The following is a 19,401-nucleotide window of genomic DNA, read 5'->3' on the forward strand; positions in this document are numbered from 1 at the left end:
AGGACGCCCAGGCTCATCAGGGAATAATCCGCGCGGCTCTCAGCTGCGCGAACAGGCGGAAAAACATCTCATCGGTGGCCTGCATTTGCGTGAAGCCCGCCCTGCGCAGCTTGCTCCCGTCACCAAACATGTCGTAATTCCAGCCAAAGACAAAATCGGCAAAATGCCCGTCGCTCAGCTGCAAAATATCCGCTTCCGCCAGCCCCTCTTCGGCAAGCTCGCGCCATACGCCGCGATAGTCGTTAAACAGCTGATGAAATGACAGCCTCACCGGCGGCGCAGAGTCCAGTTCAAACCAGCGTGCGATGCGCGGCCACAGCTCGCTCCAGCGCCAGATATCGCCATTGTTCACGTTGAACGCCTGATTCTGTGCCGCCGGTGACGCGGCGGCCCATACCGTGGCCTCGGCCAGCAGCCCGGCGTCGGTATGGTCAACGATGCTGTGCCAGGCCTGTTCCGAACCGGGAAAACGCAGCGGTAAACCCTGCGCCCTGCACAGGGAGGCGTACAGGGCGATACTCAGCGCAAGGTTCATGGCATTGCCCGGTACCGCGCTCCCCACCACGCCCGGCCTGACGGCATTCCAGTGCCAGCCTTTCCCCCGCTGAAACTGGCTGAGCCACGCGAGCTGCGCGGCGTTAAATTCAGCCCCCGGCACGCCGGGATCGCTTTCCCGCGCCGGGGTTTTAAACGGCCCCAGATGCGCACCATAGACTTTGTACCCCTGCATCAGGCTTACCGTCTGCAAAGGTGCCGTTTTTTCGAGGGTGCTGACCAGATTACGCAGCATGGTGACGTTCGGCTCAACCATGTCCGTCCAGTTCGCCGCGTTCGCCCAGGCGCTGTAAAAAATGTGGGTGACACCGTCCAGGGCGTCCAACGCCCGCGCGGTATCCTGCGCATCCAGTAAATCGACGTTCACCATGGGAATGCCGTCCGGGTGGGTTACCTCGCGGCGACTGAGGCCGATCACCTCCCACTGATGGTGCAGGAGCGTGTTGACCATCTGTCTGCCAACAATGCCGCTGGCGCCCGCGACCAGGGCGACGTTGTGTTGCTGCATCTTATTCATGGTGTTTCTCCGGAAGGGGTGACAGACGCAGTGTGATCTATTATTTTTTCTGGAGATACCCCCTGAAATCGATGGAACTTATAAGCAGAATCATTAAATGAATAATAAGCTCACCGCCATTTCTACCTTTCTACGCGTCGCTGAAGCGGGCTCGTTTTCGGCGGCCGCCCGGCAGACCGGTATTAAGCAGTCCGCCGTCAGTCAGCAGATCGCAGCACTTGAGGATGAGCTTGGCGTGGTGCTGCTGCACCGTACGACGCGTACGATGAAGCTGACCGAACAGGGTGAACGTTACCGGCGTGATATGCAGCTTGTGCTGGACGCTATGGGGGAAGCGGAGAGGCGTTTGCATCCTGCCGATCATCGCGTTCAGGGGCGCGTCCATGTCCAGTTACCGAGCGGCCTGGGGCAGATCATTTTGCCGCATCTGCTGGCGCTACAGCGTCTGCATCCCGAACTGCAGCTGATGATTTCCCTGGATGACCGCCTTGCCGATCTGGTGACGGAGGGCGTGGATGTCGCGATACGGCTGAGCAGTGAGCCTCCGCAGGCGCACGCGGCTCGCGTACTGGGGCGGATTGAAGCCGCGCTGTTTGCCGCTCCCGGTTTTCAGGCGGTACACGCCGTCAGCGAACTGACCACGCTGCCACACGTACGGTTCAGCGGTATTCCGCTGGATGCCCCCCTGCGCCTGATTTCTGACGAGGAAACGGTCGAGGTCAACGTGAATACCGTTTTCCGTGCCAACACCAGCGACGCGCTGCTGCAGGCGCTGGAATCCGGCATGGGTATCGGCGGCATGCAGCGACCGCTCGTGGCCGGGGCGCTGCAGGCGGGCACGCTGGTACCGGTGCTGCCCGACTGGCGGTTACCCGATCGCTTCCTCTATGCCGTCTATCCTGACGCCCGCTTTATTCCGCAGCGCGTCAGAAAGGTCGTCAGCGTAATAGAGCAGTTACTGCCTGAAATACTCAAGAAAAACTGATTGCTCCCCCTGAAATCACGTGCATTTTTTAACCGCCAGGAATAGAGTGTTTTTACCGTATCCTCCTCTTTCTGGAGCACTTATGCCGGATTACCGTTTTTTCCAAAAAGGCCCGAACCTGATTGCGATCGAGAGCGCAAACATCGATGCGGCCGCTCAGCTCATCGCTCAGGGGTTTGAAAAACAGTTTGAGGAGATTGGCGCCGCGGATGAAAAAGAGGCGCTTACCCGCCTTGCCGATATCCGTAAAAATAACGAGATCGATCGCCACAACTTCCTGGCCGGTGCGGGCCAAATGCCGTGGATCGGCGTGCTGACGGCTGCGGCAACCTGGTTGACGCAAAAGAAATAACGCAACCATCTTCTACTTCGCCACCGGCAAATCGGCGTACCGCGTCGTATAGGCCGGTGACAGCATCTCACGCTTCATCGCCCAGGATTTCTCAATACCCTGCCCGGCAAACCATATCTTCCCTTTGCCGGAATGATTTACGCTGTCCATCATCTCCATCAGCGCCGCGCTGTTGGCGCGCAGACGATTATCGTCAAACAAATTAAGCTGGGCGACGCCGCTGCTGAAAAAGTCCGCCAGCATGACCCCGGCTTTCATATAGCGATATCCGTCAAGCCATATACGCCCCAGCGCCTCCGTGGCGGCGCGGATGATATCCCGCGAATCATTGGTGGGCGTCATCAGGGTGACGGAAGCCTGATTGCCGTAATAAATTTCGTTGTCCGCGTGCGGGCTGGTGCGCACAAATACGCTGATAAAACGACAGTATTGATGCTCGCCGCGCAGTTTTTCCGCAGCGCGTTCCGCGTAGGCGCAAATGGCCTGGTGCATCTCCTCGTACTGCGTAATACGGTGTCCAAACGAACGACTACAGATGATTTGCTGCTTCGTGGGGGTGAACTCCTCCAGATCAAGGCAGGGCTCACCGCGCAGCTCGCGGGCCGTACGTTCCAGCACTACGTTGAAATGTTTGCGGATGACCCAGGATGAGGCTTCTGCCAGCTCCAGCGCCGTGGTGATGCCCATAGCGTTGAGCTTTTTCGTGATGCGCCGCCCTACTCCCCACACCTCCTCTACCGGAACCTTTTCCAGCAGCTTACGCTGCCGCTCGCGGCCTGAGAGATCGACCACGCCGCCTGTGCTGGCCCAGCGTTTCGCCGCATAGTTGGCCAGCTTCGCCAGCGTTTTGGTCGGGGCAATACCGACGCCAACGGTTAGGCCCGTATTTTTAAAGACCTGCGTGCGCATCTGGTGACCGAACGCTTCCAGCGACAGGCAGTGGCTGACCCCTGAAACGTTCACGAACGCCTCATCGATGGAGTAAATCTCTATTGCCGGGGCGAGATCGGTCAGCGTCTGCATCACCCGGCTGCTGAGGTCGGCATACAGCGCATAGTTCGAGCTAAAGACGTAAACTTTTGACGAGTATAGCTTTTCTTTGAATTTAAAATACGGCTCACCCATTTTTATGCCGAACTGCTTTGCCTCCCGCGACAGCGAAATAATGCAGCCGTCGTTATTGGACACCACCACGATGGGCTTCCCCTCCAGATCGGGGCGGAATACCCGCTCGCAGGAGGCGTAAAAGCTATTCACATCAACCAACGCGAACATGTTTATGCGTTTTGAGCGTGTGGGTGACGACGCCGAAGATCTGCAGCTCCTCTTCGGACTGAAAGGTAATCGGCTGATAGCGGGCATTATGCGGCAGAAGTCTCAGAACCGGACGGGTCTGTAGCTCTTTCACCGTAAACTCACCGGCGACCGACGCCACGACGATATCCCCATGGTCGGCATTTACCGAACGATCGACCACCAGCAGATCGCCGTCGCCGATCCCCGCCCCAATCATGGAGTCTCCACTCACCTTGATAAAATAGGTCGCACTGGGGTGTCTTACTGCCAGCCGGTTAAGATCGAGACGATCTTCCACATAATCCTGCGCCGGGCTGGGGAAACCACAGGCAACACGCTCTAAAAACAAAGGTAATTCAATGACTTGCTTTGGGTGATAAGAAAAGAGAGTGTCCATAATGCCTTTCTCGCCAAATACTGTATATAAATACAGTATTACGAATTATGGCCAGGGATCAAGGTCATTTCCGAAGGCGAACCCAAACGCCTTGAAGTGTCAGAAGATTTAAAACGCGCAAAGCCCGGAAGCACACTTACGGCTTTGCGCCTGTGACGATCAGTCCATCAACGTATTCAATGTTTCCAGCGCGTCAGGCGGCAGCTGCAGCTCCCCCGCCGCGAGGTTTTGCCGCAGATGCGCCACGGAAGAGGTGCCAGGGATCAGCAGGATATTCGGTGAACGCTGCAGCAGCCATGCCAGCGCGACCTGCATTGGCGTTGCGCCCAGTGAATCCGCGACGGCCTGCAGCCCGGAAGATTGCAGTGGCGTAAAGCCTCCCAGTGGGAAGAACGGCACATACGCGATCCCCTGCTGCGCCAGCAGATCCACCAGCGCGTCATCCCCCCGGTTCACAATATTGTACATGTTCTGCACGCACACCACCGGGACCATCTTCTGGGCTTCCGCAACCTGGGTGGCCGTGACGTTGCTCAGGCCAATATGACGCACCAGCCCCTGCTGCTGTAATTCGGCCAGGGTGGAGAGTGGTTCAGCAATCGACCCTTCCGCCGGCCCGTGTGCGCTGAACATGATCCTGAGATTCACCACGTCCAGCACGTCCAGCTGTAGATTACGCAGGTTGTCATGCACCGCCTGCGTCAGTTCCTGCGCGGAAAAGGCCGGTAGCCAGGCGCCTTTGTCGTTGCGACGGGCGCCAATCTTGGTGACGATCGTCAGATCGTCCCGGTAAGGGTGAAGCGCCTCGCGGATCAGCTGGTTAGTGACATGAGGACCATAAAAATCACTGGTATCAATGTGGTTCACCCCCGCCGCCACCGCTTCGCGCAGCACGTCCAGCGCGGCCTGTTTATCCTTCGGTGGGCCAAAAACGCCCGGTCCGGCGAGCTGCATCGCACCGTAGCCCAGTCGTTTAACCGTCCGCGTCCCGAGCGCGTACGTCCCGCTTTTATCAATGCTGCTCATGTTAACCTTCCTCATAAAAATGATCCGGATTTACAACAGGTTCCTCACCGGAGCCCTTAGTTAAGCGCGAGTTAAATTAAAGTTTAAATTCTATACGACGATAGTATTGGTGTACCTCTGCATCCTTTCTAACGGACGACCGCTATGCTGAAAAATTTGCACGTGATTACCGGTATTATCTTTGCCCTCACCATATTCTGTCTGCTGCAAGTTGTCACGGGAGGGTTGTTCTACTCTGCCGTCAGCAACGATCGCCATAACTTCCAGAATTCCGGCGTGCTCAATGCCCAGCAGGAAAGCCTGAGCGACAGCGTAAACACGCTGGTGAAAACGCGCGTCACCGTCACCCGCGTGGCGATCCGCTATCTGAAAAACCAGCGTGACCCGGCTTCCCTTGCGGCGATCAACAAACTGCTTGGCACCGCGGGCGACTCGCTGGCAAAAGCCGAAGCCTATAACAAAGAGTGGCAGAAACTGCCGCAGGTTAACGGCCAGCAGGCGGCATTGACCGACGAGATGCAGAAATCCTGGAACCAGATGCACGAAGTGATGCGCTTATCGATTGAGTATCTGCGCGCCGACAACTACCAGGCCTATGGCGATCTGGACGCGCAGCAGGCGCAGGACGATATGGAAGCGGTCTATAACCGCTGGCGCGCCGAAAACAACACCCTGCTGAAGGCCGCAACCGAAGAGAACCAGAGCAGCTTCACGCAGATGCAGTGGACGCTGGCGGCTATTCTGCTGGCCGTTATCGCGGTTCTGGTGGTCATCTGGCAGGGTTTACAGCACCTGCTGTTAAAACCACTCCACTCCATTATGAACCATATTCGCGCTATTGCAGGGGGCGACCTGACGCAGGAGATCGCTATCTCCGGTCGCAATGAGATGGGTCAGTTGGCCGCCGGTCTGCATGAGATGCAGCAGTCGCTGGTGACCACCGTCAGCGCCGTACGTGGAAGTACCGATTCCATCTACACCGGCGCAGGCGAAATTGCCGCGGGGAGCAACGATCTTTCCGCCCGCACCGAGCAGCAGGCCGCCTCGCTCGAAGAGACCGCCGCCAGCATGGAAGAGCTGACCGCGACGGTTAAACAGAACTCCGATAACGCCCGTCAGGCCACGCTGCTGGCGAAAAACGCCTCTGAAACGGCCGCGCGCGGCGGTCACGTCGTGGATAACGTGGTTCGCACCATGAACGAAATCGCCGACAGTTCGCAGCAAATTGCGCATATTACCGGCGTGATCGACAGCATTGCGTTCCAGACCAACATTCTGGCGCTTAACGCCGCGGTGGAAGCGGCACGCGCCGGGGAACAGGGCCGTGGTTTTGCGGTTGTTGCAGGCGAAGTCCGTACGCTGGCGAGCCGCAGCGCGCAGGCGGCGAAAGAGATCAAAGGGCTTATCGAGAACTCTGTCAGCCGCGTGAATACAGGCTCTGAGCAGGTCAGCGAGGCTGGCACCACCATGAAGGAAATTGTCGCCGCCGTCACCCGCGTGACCGATATCATGGGTGAGATTTCATCTGCCTCTGACGAGCAGAGCCGTGGTATTGAGCAGGTGAGCCTGGCCGTTTCGCAGATGGACAGCGTGACGCAGCAAAACGCCGCGCTGGTGCAGGAGTCCGCCACGGCGGCTGCGGCACTGGAAGATCAGTCCGAGCAGCTGCGCCAGGCGGTAGCGGCGTTTCGCCTGAACGGCAAAGAAAAAGCGGTCGCCCCACGCCAGGTCAATCTGAAAACGCCACAGCTGCTGCGCCCGGCGACGACTACCGCCTCTACCGACAGCAACTGGGAAACGTTCTGATTCACCGGCGGGCGAGGATATCGCCCGCTAGCGGCTGCGCTTGGCGTGCCGCTCCCAGTTTTCCTGTTTTGCTTCATCCGATTTTCGCAGTGAAACATAACATGCCCCGCTGCCGCCGTGATGCGGCAGCGCCACGCAGAAGGCTTGCACTTCCTCAAACTCGGTTAACCAGCGCGCCAGATAGCTGCGCACCACATTGGGATGCGAGTTCTGCTCGCGCCCTTTCCCGTGAATGATAATCAGATTGCGTAACCCGTCGCGTCCGGCCTGACGAATAAAAGAATAGAGCATCTGACGGCAGCGTTCGGCGGGCTGGCGCAGGAGGTTTAAGCTGGCCTGGCGGGCATATTTACCCGCGCGCAGCTTATCAATAACGCCCTGCTGTACCCCTTCGCGCTGGAACGCCAGCGGTTCTTCCAGGGGAAGCACGTCAAGAAAATCCAGCGTCAGGAAGTTATCCAGCTGTTCGCTATCCACCTCCTCGCGCGCCCGCGTATTGCGGCTGGGCTGCCAGTGAATATCCGCGCAGCGCTTCAGGGGCTGGACATCTTCCATGGCGTCAAGAAAAAATGATTTGTCGTCAGGGTTCATGGACATCCTCCGGCTACATCTGAGGACTGTACTATACCTGCGCCAGAGACCGGCCTCAATCACCGTTACAGGGCGATACGTGGCAATAATATTAACCTGATGAATATATATAGTCATTATTAAAGAAAGTTAAACCAGACTTAACTAAAATTTCAGTAAAGTTAAAATACGTGATTTATGTTAAAAATTCATTAAATCAATCACTCGCCTGCCTTTCATTTTTCGGAAAAGGTGTTATACCTAAATATACCTGCCTCATGGATATAATACTCAGGATTGGCGAAAGGACGCACTGCTGTGTGTACTATAGGGTCTGTTTGATGTCGGACAGATCCTGTTTTTTTATATGCATTTCAGGCGATGACTATTTTCCTCACCTCCCTTCTGAACTGCGTAATTAATGACTCAGCAAGGGGAGTCTGACGTGAATCACGGCGCTGAATTAAATAATAGGTTGCTTTAGGAAGCGATTCGACAACCGGCAGCATGACCAGCCGGTGCGCCAGCAGCGGGTCACACCCTAGCTCCTGCGGCAATATGCTTAAAAAATCACTTTGCGCAACCAGGCTAATACAGGAAGAAAATGTTTCGCAAACCACACCAATTCGCGGTATTTGCGAACGATCGCTAAATACCTCCTCTAATTGCTTATAATAACTTCCCCGCGGCGTCGGCATTGTCCAGTTATAATGCAGGAGTTCATTAATTGACGTTGCTCCCATTGCCGGGTGACCTTCACGACAAAATACCGCAAACGGTTTTTCGAAGAGCTTTTCAAACGTAAACTCCTGGTCGTAAGGCCCCTGATAATAGGTGTTGATGGTGAAGTCCAGCTCGCCCTGGCGTAATTCATTGATCATCGACACCAGCTGCCCCTCCATAATCCGCACCTTGACCTGCGGATGCTGCGCATGGAAGCGGGTGATAACGGCGGGCATAAGCGTGCGTGAAACGCTGGCCCCCATCCCGATGTTGATCTGCCCGGCCAGCTCCCCCTGCCGCTGACGGATATCATCCTGCGCCGCGCGCAGCTCTTCCAGAATCAACCTGGCGCGCTGGTAAAAGCCCTCACCGCATTCGGTCAACGCGACGCCCTTACTCCTGCGCACGAAAAGCTGCGCCGCCATGCCCTCCTCCAGCTCTTTAATGGATTTGGTCAGCGCCGGCTGCGAAAGATTCAGCGTCCTGCTGGCACCGCGAATGCTGCCCTGACGCGCAACCTCAACAAACGCCCGGATTTGATGAAATTTAATCTGGAATGTCATAGCCCGACCGATAACCGTTGTTTATCAGAGTAAAGAAACTGTCATCTACTTTAATGGAAAGGGATGTGCGAGGGTAATTCCTGAACGGTTAAAACTGTGAAAAATCGGTTAGTGATAAGTAAAAACTATCACAGCGTGAAGCAGTTCACATATTTTAATGATGACAGGAACAGATATGGACACACTGGCGCAGTACATCCAGACGTTATCCCCGCAGCTGAGCGCATGGCGTCGCGATTTTCACCATTTCGCGGAATCCGGCTGGGTAGAGTTTCGAACGGCCGCGAAAGTCGCGGAAATCCTCGACTCGCTGGGTTATGAACTGGCGATGGGTCGCGACGTCGTGGATGCCGAAAGCCGAATGGGGCTGCCCGATGCCGCTACTCTGGCGCAAGAGTTTGCCCGCGCGCGGGCGCAGGGCGCGCCAGAGAAATGGCTGGCGCCGTTTGAAGGCGGGTTTACCGGCATTGTGGCGACCCTCAATACCGGCCGCCCTGGACCGACGCTGGCGTTTCGCGTCGACATGGATGCCCTTGATTTAAGCGAAGCGCTGGATGAAAGCCATCGCCCGTTCCGCGACGGGTTTGCTTCCTGCAATCCGGGAATGATGCACGCCTGCGCGCACGACGGCCACACCGCTATTGGCCTGGGGCTGGCGCAGGTGCTTAAGCAGAATGACGCCCAGCTCAGCGGCACTATCAAGCTGATCTTCCAGCCTGCAGAAGAAGGCACCCGCGGCGCGCGCGCCATGGTTGCCGCCGGGGCGCTGGACGACGTGGACTATTTCACGGCCATTCATATTGGTACCGGCGTGCCTGCCGGGACGGTCATTTGCGGCAGCGATAACTTTATGGCCACCACCAAGTTTGACGTGAGCTTTACCGGCGTGGCCGCACACGCGGGCGGTAAACCCGAGGACGGGCGTAACGCCCTGCTCGCCGCCGCGCAGGCCGCCCTCGCCCTGCACAGCATCGCCCCCCACAGCGACGGCGCATCCCGGGTGAACGTCGGGGTGATGCAGGCGGGCTGCGGACGCAACGTGGTGCCCGCGAATGCCCTGATAAAGGTTGAAACGCGCGGCGAAAGCGAAGCGATTAATCAGTACGTCTTTGAACGCGCGCAGGCGGTGATAACCGGCGCAGCGGCGCTCTACGGCGTGCGCGCCGAGATGCGCCTGATGGGTGCAGCCACCTCCAGCGCGCCGACGCCGGCCTGGGTTGATTACCTGCGCGAACAGGCGAGCCAGGTTTCCGGGGTTATTCACGCCATCGATAAGGTGAAAGCGCCAGCAGGCTCCGAAGACGCCACGCTGATGATGGCCCGCGTGCAGGAGAACGGCGGCATGGCGTCCTATATGGTGTTCGGCACGGATTTGAGCGCCGGACATCACAATGAAAAATTCGACTTCGATGAGCAGGTTATGGCCATCGCCATTGAAACGCTGGCGCGAACTGCGCTCAACTTCCCGTGGACGCGAGGTGTGTAATGCAGGAGAACTACGCTTTTATTGCCGATGCGATCGACACGCGATGTCGGACGTTAACCGATATTGCCGACGCGATCTGGGATCGTCCTGAAACCCGCTTTGAAGAGTTCTGGTCCGCCGAACGGCTGGCCAGCGAGCTGGAGGCCGAGGGCTTTACGCTGACGCGCGAGGCCGGCGGTATTCCAAATGCCTTTATTGCCAGCTTCGGCAGCGGGAAACCGGTCATCGCCCTGCTGGGCGAATACGACGCGCTGGCCGGGCTAAGCCAGCAGGCGCACTGCGCGACGGCGCAATCCGCCACGCCGGGAGCCAACGGCCACGGCTGCGGGCATAACCTCTTAGGCACCGCGGCGCTTGCGGGCGCGGTGGCGGTGAAAAGCTGGCTGGAGCAGCACGGCGGCAGCGGAACGGTGCGTTTTTATGGCTGTCCCGGCGAGGAAGGTGGCTCCGGGAAAACCTTTATGGTGCGCGAAGGCCTGTTTGATGACGTTGATGCCGCCGTCACCTGGCACCCGGAAGCCTTCGCCGGGATGTTTAACGTCAGCACGCTGGCGAATATTCAGGCCGCCTGGCGTTTTCACGGCGTGGCGGCACACGCGGCCAACTCCCCCCATCTGGGGCGCAGCGCGCTCGACGCCGTGACGCTGATGACCACCGGCACCAACTTCCTCAACGAACACATCATTGAGAAAGCGCGTGTCCATTACGCCATCACCGATACCGGCGGGATTTCACCCAACGTGGTGCAGGCGCAGGCGGAGGTGCTGTACCTTATCCGCGCCCCGGAGATGGCCGATGCGCAGCAGATCTACGAGCGCATCGAAAAAATCGCCCAGGGCGCGGCGATGATGACCGAAACCACCGTCGAGTGCCGCTTTGATAAAGCCTGCTCAAGCTACCTGCCGAACCGCACGCTTGAAGCGGCGATGTATCGCGCGTTGCGACACTACGGCACGCCAGAATGGACCGCCGAGGAACTCGACTTTGCCCGCGAGATCCGCGCCACCCTGACGCCCAACGATCTGCAAAACAGCCTGAAAAATATTGCCGCGACGGGGGGCGACGCGGGTAAAGCCTTTGCCCGTCGTCATCAGGCGACGCTGCTGGTAGATGAAGTCGCGCCCTATGCCGTCACCGACAACGTGCTGGCGGGTTCAACCGACGTGGGCGACGTCAGTTGGAAAATGCCGGTCGCCCAGTGCTTCAGCCCCTGCTTTACCGTCGGCACGCCGCTGCATACCTGGCAACTGGTGGCGCAGGGGCGTACCTCCATTGCTCACAAAGGCATGCTGCTGGCCGGGAAAGTGATGGGCGCGACCGCGCTCAATCTTCTGCAGGACGCGGCGCTGCTGAAAAAATGCCGTGAAGAGTTCGAACAACAATTACAAGAAAAACCGTACGTGTGTCCGATCCCGCAAGACGTGACACCGTCACCTTTAAAATAAAAAACACAACACAACAACACAACACTCCCGAGGAACGCCCATGAGTATGTCATCCATACCTTCGCATTCCCCATCCGGTAAGCTCTATGGCTGGGTTGAAAGGATCGGCAATAAAGTGCCGCACCCTTTCCTGCTGTTTATCTATCTGATTGTGATTTTAATGGTCGCCACCGCCGTGCTCTCCGCCTTTGACGTGAGCGTGCGCAGCCCGGCTGACGGTAGCCTGGTGGCGGTGAAAAACCTGCTCAGCGTTGACGGGCTGCACTGGTTTTTACCCAACGTGATTAAGAACTTCAGCGGTTTCGCCCCGCTGGGGGCCATTCTGGCGCTGGTGCTGGGCGCCGGGCTGGCTGAACGCGTGGGCTTGCTGCCCGCATTAATGGTGAAGATGGCTTCTCACGTCAGCGCGCGTTACGCCAGCTATATGGTGCTGTTTATCGCCTTCTTCAGCCATATCTCCTCCGACGCCGCGCTGGTGATCATGCCGCCGATGGGCGCGCTGATTTTCCTCGCCGTCGGGCGTCATCCCGTGGCGGGCCTGCTGTCGGCGATTGCGGGCGTGGGCTGTGGCTTTACCGCCAACCTGCTGATCGTCACCACCGACGTGCTGCTCTCTGGCATCAGCACGGAGGCGGCGAAGACCATTGATGCGGCAATGCACGTCAGCGTGATCGACAACTGGTACTTTATGGCCAGCTCGGTGATTGTCCTGACGATTGTTGGCGGGCTGATTACCGATAAAATCATCGAGCCGCGCCTGGGTAAATGGGAAGGCCGTAGCGATGAAAAGCTGGAAACCCTGAGCAAAGAGCAGCGCTTCGGCCTGCGCGTGGCTGGCGTCGTTTCGCTGGCCTTTATCGCGCTGGTGGCGCTGATGGTGGTGCCGGAAAACGGCATCTTGCGCGATCCGGTTAAACATACCGTTCTGCCCTCGCCGTTTATTCAGGGCATTGTGCCGCTGATTATCCTCTTCTTCTTTGTCGTTTCGCTCGCATACGGTATCGCGACCGGCAAAATCCGCCGTCAGGGCGATCTGCCGCAGCTGATGATCGAGCCGATGAAGGAGATGGCGGGCTTCATCGTGATGGTGTTCCCGCTGGCGCAGTTTGTGGCGATGTTTAACTGGAGCAACATGGGCAAGTTTATGGCCGTGGGCCTGACCGACGCGCTGGAGGCTGCCGGGCTAAGCGGCGTACCGGCGTTTGTCGGCCTGGCGCTGCTGTCATCCCTGCTGTGCATGTTTATCGCCAGCGGCTCCGCCATCTGGTCAATTCTGGCCCCGATCTTCGTGCCGATGTTTATGATGCTGGGGTTCCACCCGGCGTTTGCCCAGATCCTGTTCCGCATAGCGGACTCCTCGGTAATTCCGCTGGCGCCGGTTTCGCCGTTTGTTCCGCTGTTTTTAGGCTTCCTGCAGCGCTATAAACCGGAGGCCAAACTGGGTACCTACTATTCGCTGGTTTTACCCTACCCGCTTATCTTTTTAGGGGTATGGCTGGTGATGCTGGTGGCATGGTATCTTGTCGGCCTGCCGATTGGGCCGGGGATCTACCCGAGGCTGAACTAAAGGAATGAGGATGCTGAGATTACTCGAAGATAAGATTGCGACGCCGCTCGGGCCGCTGTGGGTGATCGCGGACGAGCAGTTCTGCCTGCGCGCCGTCGAATGGGAAGAGCACAGCGACCGCATGGAAGAACTGCTTGCGATTCACTACCGCTTGCAGGGTTATGAACGTATTCGCGCCACCAACCCGGGCGGACTGAGCGACAAGCTTGCGGCCTACTTCGAAGGCGATCTCAGCATCATCGACACTCTGCCGACCGCCACGGCAGGCACGCCTTTTCAGCGCGAAGTGTGGCAGGCGCTGCGGTCCATTCCCTGCGGGCAGGTCATGCATTACGGCCAGCTCGCGGAACAGCTAGGCCGCGCAGGCGCCGCACGCGCGGTGGGTGCCGCTAACGGCTCTAACCCGGTCAGCATCGTGGTGCCGTGCCATCGCGTCATTGGCCGCAACGGCACCATGACAGGCTATGCCGGCGGCGTGCAGCGAAAAGAGTGGTTGCTGCGTCACGAAGGGTATCTCCTGCTGTAGCGCCCAGGCTTTTTGTGCTTAATTTTCTTCCGGTTAGGCTAAAAATCCATAATCAAGCTGTGGAATTTCAAGAAGATGGCGACACGTTGCCGTCTCTTGTCCTTATTGAGGGTTTGTCAGGCTTACGTACTTACCAAAAAGATGTTAAAATTGACCAATATCAATTAAGGCTTGAGCAAACCTATGATCCCGGAAAAGCGAATTATACGACGCATTCAGTCTGGCGGTTGTGCTATCCATTGCCAGGATTGCAGCATCAGCCAGCTCTGTATCCCGTTTACCCTGAATGAGCATGAACTCGATCAGCTTGATAATATCATCGAGCGCAAAAAGCCTATTCAGAAAGGGCAGACGCTGTTTAAAGCGGGAGACGAACTGAAATCGCTCTATGCTATCCGTTCTGGCACCATCAAAAGCTACACCATCACCGAACAGGGTGATGAGCAGATCACCGGCTTCCATCTGGCGGGCGACCTGGTGGGCTTTGATGCCATCGGCACGGGGCATCACCCGAGCTTTGCTCAGGCACTCGAAACCTCGATGGTTTGCGAAATCCCGTTTGAAACCCTGGACGATCTGTCCGGCAAGATGCCTAACCTGCGTCAGCAGATGATGCGTCTGATGAGCGGTGAGATCAAAGGCGATCAGGACATGATTCTGCTGCTTTCTAAAAAGAACGCAGAAGAGCGCCTGGCCGCGTTTATCTACAACCTCTCCCGCCGCTTCGCCGAGCGTGGCTTCTCGCCGCGTGAATTCCGTCTGACGATGACGCGTGGCGATATCGGTAACTACCTGGGTCTGACCGTGGAAACCATCAGCCGTCTGCTGGGCCGTTTCCAGAAAAGCGGGATGCTGGCCGTTAAAGGTAAATACATCACTATCGAAAACGGTGAAGCGCTTGCCGTTCTTGCCGGGCACGCCCGCAACGTGGCGTAACTCTCCGCATGTTGATGACCAGACTGATAAATTCTTGTGATTTATTGGTCTGGTGTAATCACTTCCGTTTCAAGATATTTTCACCGCAGCACGCCCCCACACAGCGCCCGAAAGGTTCTCGTTGAGGTTATGATTTGAGAGAAAGTTTGTTTTTCGTTTCTGTCGTGATTGCCTCTGTAACCTTTATCTTCATCTGGATCATGCTTGTCGGCCCGATGAAGGGGGAGGAAAAAACCTACGTCCAGGACTCCACGACCTTTGCGATAGCGGTGATGGTGCTGCTGTTTATTGCGTTTATCGCGGTGACGACGACGGTACTTTTCCTCTGATAAATTTTCATGAATTATTGATCTGGCAAAACCTCCCCTCTGTTTCATTCAGGATATATAGGTTACTCTTTTAATTACAGACTGTGGTGACAGTAGTAAGGAGACCTGTATGGCCAAGTATCAAAACATGCTGGTAGCTATCGATCCGAATCAGGACGATCAGCCGGCATTACGACGTGCTGTGTATTTACATCAACGGATTGGTGGCAAAATCAAAGCGTTTTTGCCGATCTATGACTTCTCGTATGAGATGACCACCCTTCTGTCGCCTGACGAGCGCACCGCTATGCGCCAGGGCGTCATCAGCCAGCGTACCGCGTGGATCCGTGAACAGGCGAAGTATTACCTGGAAGCGGGCGTGCCCATTGATATTAAAGTGGTCTGGCACAACCGACCTTTTGAAGCCATCATCCAGGAAATTGTCGCCGGTGGGCACGACCTGCTGCTGAAGATGGCGCACCAGCACGACAAGCTGGAATCCGTGATCTTCACCCCGACCGACTGGCACCTGCTGCGTAAATGCCCTTGCCCGGTCTGGATGGTGAAAGACCAGCCGTGGCCTGAAGGCGGGAAAGCCGTTGTGGCGGTAAACCTCGCGAGCGAAGAGGATTACCACAACTCCCTGAACGAGAAGCTGGTGAAGGAGACCATCCAGCTTGCCGACCAGGTGAATCATACCGAAGTGCATCTGGTTGGCGCCTATCCGGTCACCCCGATTAACATTGCCATTGAGCTGCCTGAATTTGACCCGAGCGTGTACAACGACGCGATCCGCGGTCAGCATCTGCTGGCCATGAAAGCGCTGCGCCAGAAATTCAGCATCGATGAGAAAATGACCCACGTGGAAAAAGGGCTGCCTGAAGAGGTTATCCCGGATCTGGCGGAACACCTGCAGGCGGGGATTGTGGTGCTGGGCACCATCGGCCGGACCGGCATTTCTGCCGCCTTCCTCGGCAACACCGCCGAACAGGTGATCGATCATCTGCGCTGCGACCTGCTGGTCATTAAGCCAGATGATTACCAGACGCCGGTTGAGCTGGACGATCCGGAAGACGATTAATGCCAGCGCCACCCGGTAATAAAAAAACCGCCGAATTCGGCGGTTTTTTCGTATCAACGCAACTTACAGCGCTTTCAGAATCGCATCCACGCTGGCTTTGGCGTCGCCAAACAGCATGTGGGTGTTCTCTTTGAAGAACAGCGGGTTCTGAACCCCGGCATAGCCGGTATTCATGGAGCGTTTGAAGACGATTACGTTCTGCGCCTTCCACACTTCCAGAACAGGCATACCAGCGATTGGGCTACCCGGATCGTCCTGTGCAGCAGGGTTAACGGTATCGTTAGCGCCAATGACCAGCACGGTGTCGGTATCAGAGAAATCATCGTTGATCTCGTCCATCTCCAGCACGATGTCGTAAGGCACTTTCGCCTCCGCCAGCAGCACGTTCATGTGGCCAGGCAGACGCCCTGCCACCGGGTGAATACCAAAGCGAACCTTGATGCCCCGCGCGCGCAGCTTCTCGGTGATTTCCGCAACCGGATACTGCGCCTGCGCCACCGCCATGCCGTAGCCCGGGGTGATGATCACGGAATGCGAGTTTTTCAGCATGTCTGCGGTATCTTCCGCAGAAATTTCACGGTGCTCACCCACTTCTTCATCCGCACTGGAAGAAGAGCCATCGGTCCCGAAACCACCGGCGATAACGCTGATGAACGAGCGGTTCATCGCCTTACACATGATGTAAGACAGGATCGCACCGGAAGAACCCACCAGCGCACCGGTGACGATCAGCAGGTCGTTGCTCAGCATAAAGCCTGCCGCCGCCGCCGCCCAACCGGAGTAGGAGTTCAGCATCGAGACAACCACCGGCATATCCGCACCGCCGATGGACGCCACCAGGTGCCAGCCAAACGCCAGTGCAATAATGGTCATTACCAGCAACGCCAGCACCTGCAGGCCCACGCTTTCGGTACGCACGAAGACCACCAGCAGTACAAACGACACCACCAGCGCCGCCAGGTTCAGCTTATGACGGTTTGGCAGCATCAGCGGCTTAGAGGAGATCTTCCCGCGCAGCTTGCCGAACGCCACAATAGAGCCGGTGAAGGTCACCGCACCGATGAAGATACCGAGGAACACTTCCGTCAGGTGGATGTTCACCAGAATCGGTTCCAGGCCCGGTTCGTGGTACAGGTAGCTATTGAAGCCCACCAGCACCGCCGCCAGACCCACGAAGCTGTGCAGAATAGCAACCAGCTCCGGCATCTCTGTCATTTCAACGCGTTTTGCCAGGCGAATACCAATCGCGCCGCCGATGATCATCGCCACCAGGATCCACGCCACGTTGCCGGTATCCGGCCCGAAGATGGTGGCAATCAGCGCAATCGCCATCCCGGCGATACCAAAGTTATTTCCCTGCTGAGACGTTTCGTGTTTGGAAAGCCCCGCCAGACTGAAAATAAACAGGATTGCAGCAACAATGTATGCGGCTGTCACTAATCCTCCAGACATATGCTACCCCTTAGCCTTTACGAAACATTTTCAGCATGCGCTGAGTCACGGTGAAACCACCGAAAATATTGATACTGGCGATCAGCACCGCGATAAAGCTCAGGAAGCTGATCCAGCCGCCGTGACCAATCTGCAGTAACGCCCCCACCACGATGATCCCGGAGATGGCGTTGGTTACCGACATCAGCGGCGTATGCAGCGCATGAGAGACGTTCCACACCACGTAGTAGCCCACGACGCAGGAGAGCGCGAAGACGGTAAAGTGGCCGAGGAACTCTTTTGGCGCGACGTCAGCCAGCCAGCCGAACAGAATAATCACCAGCGCCATAATCGCGTATTTGCGCCACGGAGAAGCCGGTTTGGCGGGTTCTTTTGGCTCAGGTGCCGCTTTCGGTGCCGCCTGAGGCTGAGCAGAAACCTGAATAGGCGGCGCAGGCCAGGTAATTTCACCTTCACGGACAACGGTGACGCCGCGCACAACAACATCGTCGAAATCAACGGTGACGTTGCCGTCCTTCTCTTTGCAAAGCAGCTTCAGCAGGTTGACGAGGTTGGTGCCGTAGAGCTGAGAAGACTGCGTTGGCAGACGGCCCGGCAGATCGGTATAGCCGATCACCTTCACGCCGTTAGCGGTCGTGGTTACCTGATTTGGAACGGTATATTCACAGTTACCGCCGTTTTGGGCGGCCAGGTCGACAATCACGCTGCCCGGCTTCATGGAGTCAACCATCTCACGGGTGATCAGCTTCGGCGCCGGCTTGCCCGGGATAAGCGCGGTGGTGACAATAATGTCGACATCTTTCGCCTGGGCAGCGAAGAGTTCCATTTCGGCTTTGATAAAGGCTTCGGACATTACCTTCGCGTAACCATCGCCGCTGCCTGCTTCTTCCTTGAAGTCCAGCTCAAGGAATTCGGCGCCCATACTCTGGACCTGTTCTTTTACTTCAGGACGGGTGTCAAAGGCGCGTACGATAGCGCCGAGACTGTTTGCCGCACCGATTGCGGCAAGACCCGCCACGCCTGCGCCAATCACCATCACTTTCGCGGGAGGGACTTTACCTGCGGCGGTGATTTGACCGGTAAAGAAGCGACCAAATTCGTGGGCTGCTTCAACAATGGCGCGGTAGCCGGCAATGTTTGCCATGGAGCTTAAGGCATCCAGCGACTGCGCGCGCGAAATGCGCGGCACGGAGTCCATCGCCATCACGGTCACACCACGGGCCGCCAGCTTCTCCATCAGCTCCGGATTTTGCGCAGGCCAGATGAAGCTCACCAGGGTCGTTCCCGGATTCAGCAGCGCAATCTCACTCTCTTCCGGTGCGTTGACCTTCAGAATCACCGGCGACTGCCAGACGTCAGCACCGTCGACCACTTCCGCGCCGGCCTGGATAAAGGCCTCGTCATCGAAACTCGCCAGTTTGCCTGCGCCGCTTTCAACCGCGACCGTAAAACCCAGTTTAAGCAGTTGCTCCACCGTTTTCGGTGTTGCCGCTACGCGGGTCTCATTGGCTAACCGTTCTTTTGGTACCCCAATACGCATAGTTTTCCCTTCCATCGGTTTTTGATGATGGTTTATCGATAAATGCCCGCGGTTTGTATCAATTTTCGCCATCGCGCGAGCGATGAGAGATGATTAACCCCGGAAAATAAAACAGTAACAAACTGTCTATAACCTACTGAAAATAGCGCCCGCGATCTACCGCCAGAAAACACTATTTCTTACTTTATCTGTGAAAAATAAGCGATCGGCGTCACTGACAGTGATATTTACCTTAAATTCACTGCCAGAACCGATAAATCGCGCAAGCGA

18 protein-coding genes are annotated in these 19,401 nt (G+C 57.0%); 10 read left to right on the forward strand and 8 right to left on the reverse strand.

Annotated features, from left to right (window positions below; all coding sequences use genetic code 11):
• Positions 1-16: 16 nt before the first annotated feature.
• Positions 17-1,072: an SDR family oxidoreductase gene (locus NUX24_RS06470; RefSeq protein ID WP_257830336.1), complete on the reverse strand. Its 1,056-nt coding sequence runs from the start codon at positions 1,070-1,072 to the stop codon at positions 17-19.
• 97 nt (positions 1,073-1,169) lie between these two features.
• Between NUX24_RS06470 and NUX24_RS06475 the strand changes: the two genes are divergently transcribed.
• Together NUX24_RS06475 and NUX24_RS06480 are read left to right on the forward strand one after the other, a co-directional pair.
• Positions 1,170-2,057, forward strand: a complete 888-nt coding sequence (locus tag NUX24_RS06475; RefSeq protein ID WP_047652182.1) for a LysR family transcriptional regulator — start codon at positions 1,170-1,172, stop codon at positions 2,055-2,057.
• Positions 2,058-2,139: 82 nt separating this feature from the next.
• The gene (locus NUX24_RS06480; RefSeq protein ID WP_126328389.1) at positions 2,140-2,409 is read left to right on the forward strand and encodes a hypothetical protein; all 270 of its coding nucleotides are present in this window, start codon (positions 2,140-2,142) and stop codon (positions 2,407-2,409) included.
• Between the two features lie 12 nt (positions 2,410-2,421).
• On the opposite strand, the gene umuC is transcribed toward NUX24_RS06480, so the two are convergent.
• The 3 genes from umuC to NUX24_RS06495 form a co-directional block, all read right to left on the reverse strand.
• Entirely contained in the window at positions 2,422-3,684 is a 1,263-nt protein-coding gene (umuC, locus tag NUX24_RS06485) for a translesion error-prone DNA polymerase V subunit UmuC (protein WP_257830345.1), read from the reverse strand.
• Positions 3,668-4,102, reverse strand: coding sequence for a translesion error-prone DNA polymerase V autoproteolytic subunit (gene umuD / locus NUX24_RS06490; RefSeq protein WP_257830347.1), 435 nt, complete (start codon positions 4,100-4,102; stop codon positions 3,668-3,670). The genes umuC and umuD overlap by 17 nt, the downstream gene beginning before the upstream one ends.
• 159 nt (positions 4,103-4,261) lie before the next feature.
• A complete protein-coding gene (locus NUX24_RS06495; protein ID WP_257830349.1) occupies positions 4,262-5,128 on the reverse strand; it encodes an aldo/keto reductase family oxidoreductase in 867 nt (288 codons plus the stop codon).
• 144 nt (positions 5,129-5,272) lie between these two features.
• Here NUX24_RS06495 and NUX24_RS06500 point away from each other — a divergent pair, with 144 nt between their 5' ends.
• Complete coding sequence (locus tag NUX24_RS06500) at positions 5,273-6,934, forward strand: methyl-accepting chemotaxis protein (RefSeq protein ID WP_257830351.1); 1,662 nt, start codon at positions 5,273-5,275, stop codon at positions 6,932-6,934.
• Between the two features lie 27 nt (positions 6,935-6,961).
• Here NUX24_RS06500 and smrA read toward each other — a convergent pair whose 3' ends face one another.
• The gene (gene smrA / locus NUX24_RS06505; protein ID WP_032640096.1) at positions 6,962-7,525 is read right to left on the reverse strand and encodes a DNA endonuclease SmrA; all 564 of its coding nucleotides are present in this window, start codon (positions 7,523-7,525) and stop codon (positions 6,962-6,964) included.
• A 353-nt stretch (positions 7,526-7,878) separates the two neighbouring features.
• Positions 7,879-8,790 carry a LysR family transcriptional regulator gene (locus NUX24_RS06510; RefSeq protein WP_136194753.1) on the reverse strand — a complete coding sequence of 304 codons (912 nt, stop codon included), beginning with the start codon at positions 8,788-8,790 and terminating at the stop codon, positions 7,879-7,881.
• 175 nt (positions 8,791-8,965) lie between these two features.
• Here NUX24_RS06510 and NUX24_RS06515 point away from each other — a divergent pair, with 175 nt between their 5' ends.
• The 7 genes from NUX24_RS06515 (at position 8,966) to uspE (ending at position 16,139) form a co-directional block, all read left to right on the forward strand.
• Positions 8,966-10,276: a M20 family metallo-hydrolase gene (locus tag NUX24_RS06515; RefSeq protein WP_257830358.1), complete on the forward strand. Its 1,311-nt coding sequence runs from the start codon at positions 8,966-8,968 to the stop codon at positions 10,274-10,276.
• A complete protein-coding gene (locus tag NUX24_RS06520) occupies positions 10,276-11,721 on the forward strand; it encodes a M20 family metallopeptidase (RefSeq protein WP_257830362.1) in 1,446 nt (481 codons plus the stop codon). Before NUX24_RS06515 ends, NUX24_RS06520 begins: the two co-directional genes overlap by 1 nt.
• 40 nt (positions 11,722-11,761) lie before the next feature.
• Positions 11,762-13,288, forward strand: coding sequence for a p-aminobenzoyl-glutamate transporter (gene abgT, locus NUX24_RS06525; protein WP_029740288.1), 1,527 nt, complete (start codon positions 11,762-11,764; stop codon positions 13,286-13,288).
• A 10-nt stretch (positions 13,289-13,298) separates the two neighbouring features.
• Positions 13,299-13,814 carry a methylated-DNA--[protein]-cysteine S-methyltransferase gene (ogt, locus tag NUX24_RS06530; RefSeq protein WP_149323834.1) on the forward strand — a complete coding sequence of 172 codons (516 nt, stop codon included), beginning with the start codon at positions 13,299-13,301 and terminating at the stop codon, positions 13,812-13,814.
• A 183-nt stretch (positions 13,815-13,997) separates the two neighbouring features.
• Positions 13,998-14,750, forward strand: a complete 753-nt coding sequence (gene fnr, locus NUX24_RS06535) for a fumarate/nitrate reduction transcriptional regulator Fnr (RefSeq protein ID WP_006174991.1) — start codon at positions 13,998-14,000, stop codon at positions 14,748-14,750.
• A gap of 146 nt (positions 14,751-14,896) precedes the next feature.
• The gene (locus NUX24_RS06540; protein ID WP_014883604.1) at positions 14,897-15,079 is read left to right on the forward strand and encodes a hypothetical protein; all 183 of its coding nucleotides are present in this window, start codon (positions 14,897-14,899) and stop codon (positions 15,077-15,079) included.
• Positions 15,080-15,188: 109 nt separating this feature from the next.
• Positions 15,189-16,139 carry a universal stress protein UspE gene (uspE, locus tag NUX24_RS06545; RefSeq protein WP_047348757.1) on the forward strand — a complete coding sequence of 317 codons (951 nt, stop codon included), beginning with the start codon at positions 15,189-15,191 and terminating at the stop codon, positions 16,137-16,139.
• 63 nt (positions 16,140-16,202) lie between these two features.
• On the opposite strand, the gene pntB is transcribed toward uspE, so the two are convergent.
• Entirely contained in the window at positions 16,203-17,591 is a 1,389-nt protein-coding gene (gene pntB / locus NUX24_RS06550) for a Re/Si-specific NAD(P)(+) transhydrogenase subunit beta (RefSeq protein ID WP_047652172.1), read from the reverse strand.
• 10 nt (positions 17,592-17,601) lie between these two features.
• Positions 17,602-19,131: a Re/Si-specific NAD(P)(+) transhydrogenase subunit alpha gene (gene pntA, locus NUX24_RS06555; RefSeq protein ID WP_257830370.1), complete on the reverse strand. Its 1,530-nt coding sequence runs from the start codon at positions 19,129-19,131 to the stop codon at positions 17,602-17,604.
• Positions 19,132-19,401: the final 270 nt, after the last annotated feature.

This window comes from Enterobacter sp. HG048 (assembly GCF_024702055.1).
Classification (GTDB): Bacteria; Pseudomonadota; Gammaproteobacteria; order Enterobacterales; family Enterobacteriaceae; genus Enterobacter; species Enterobacter dykesii.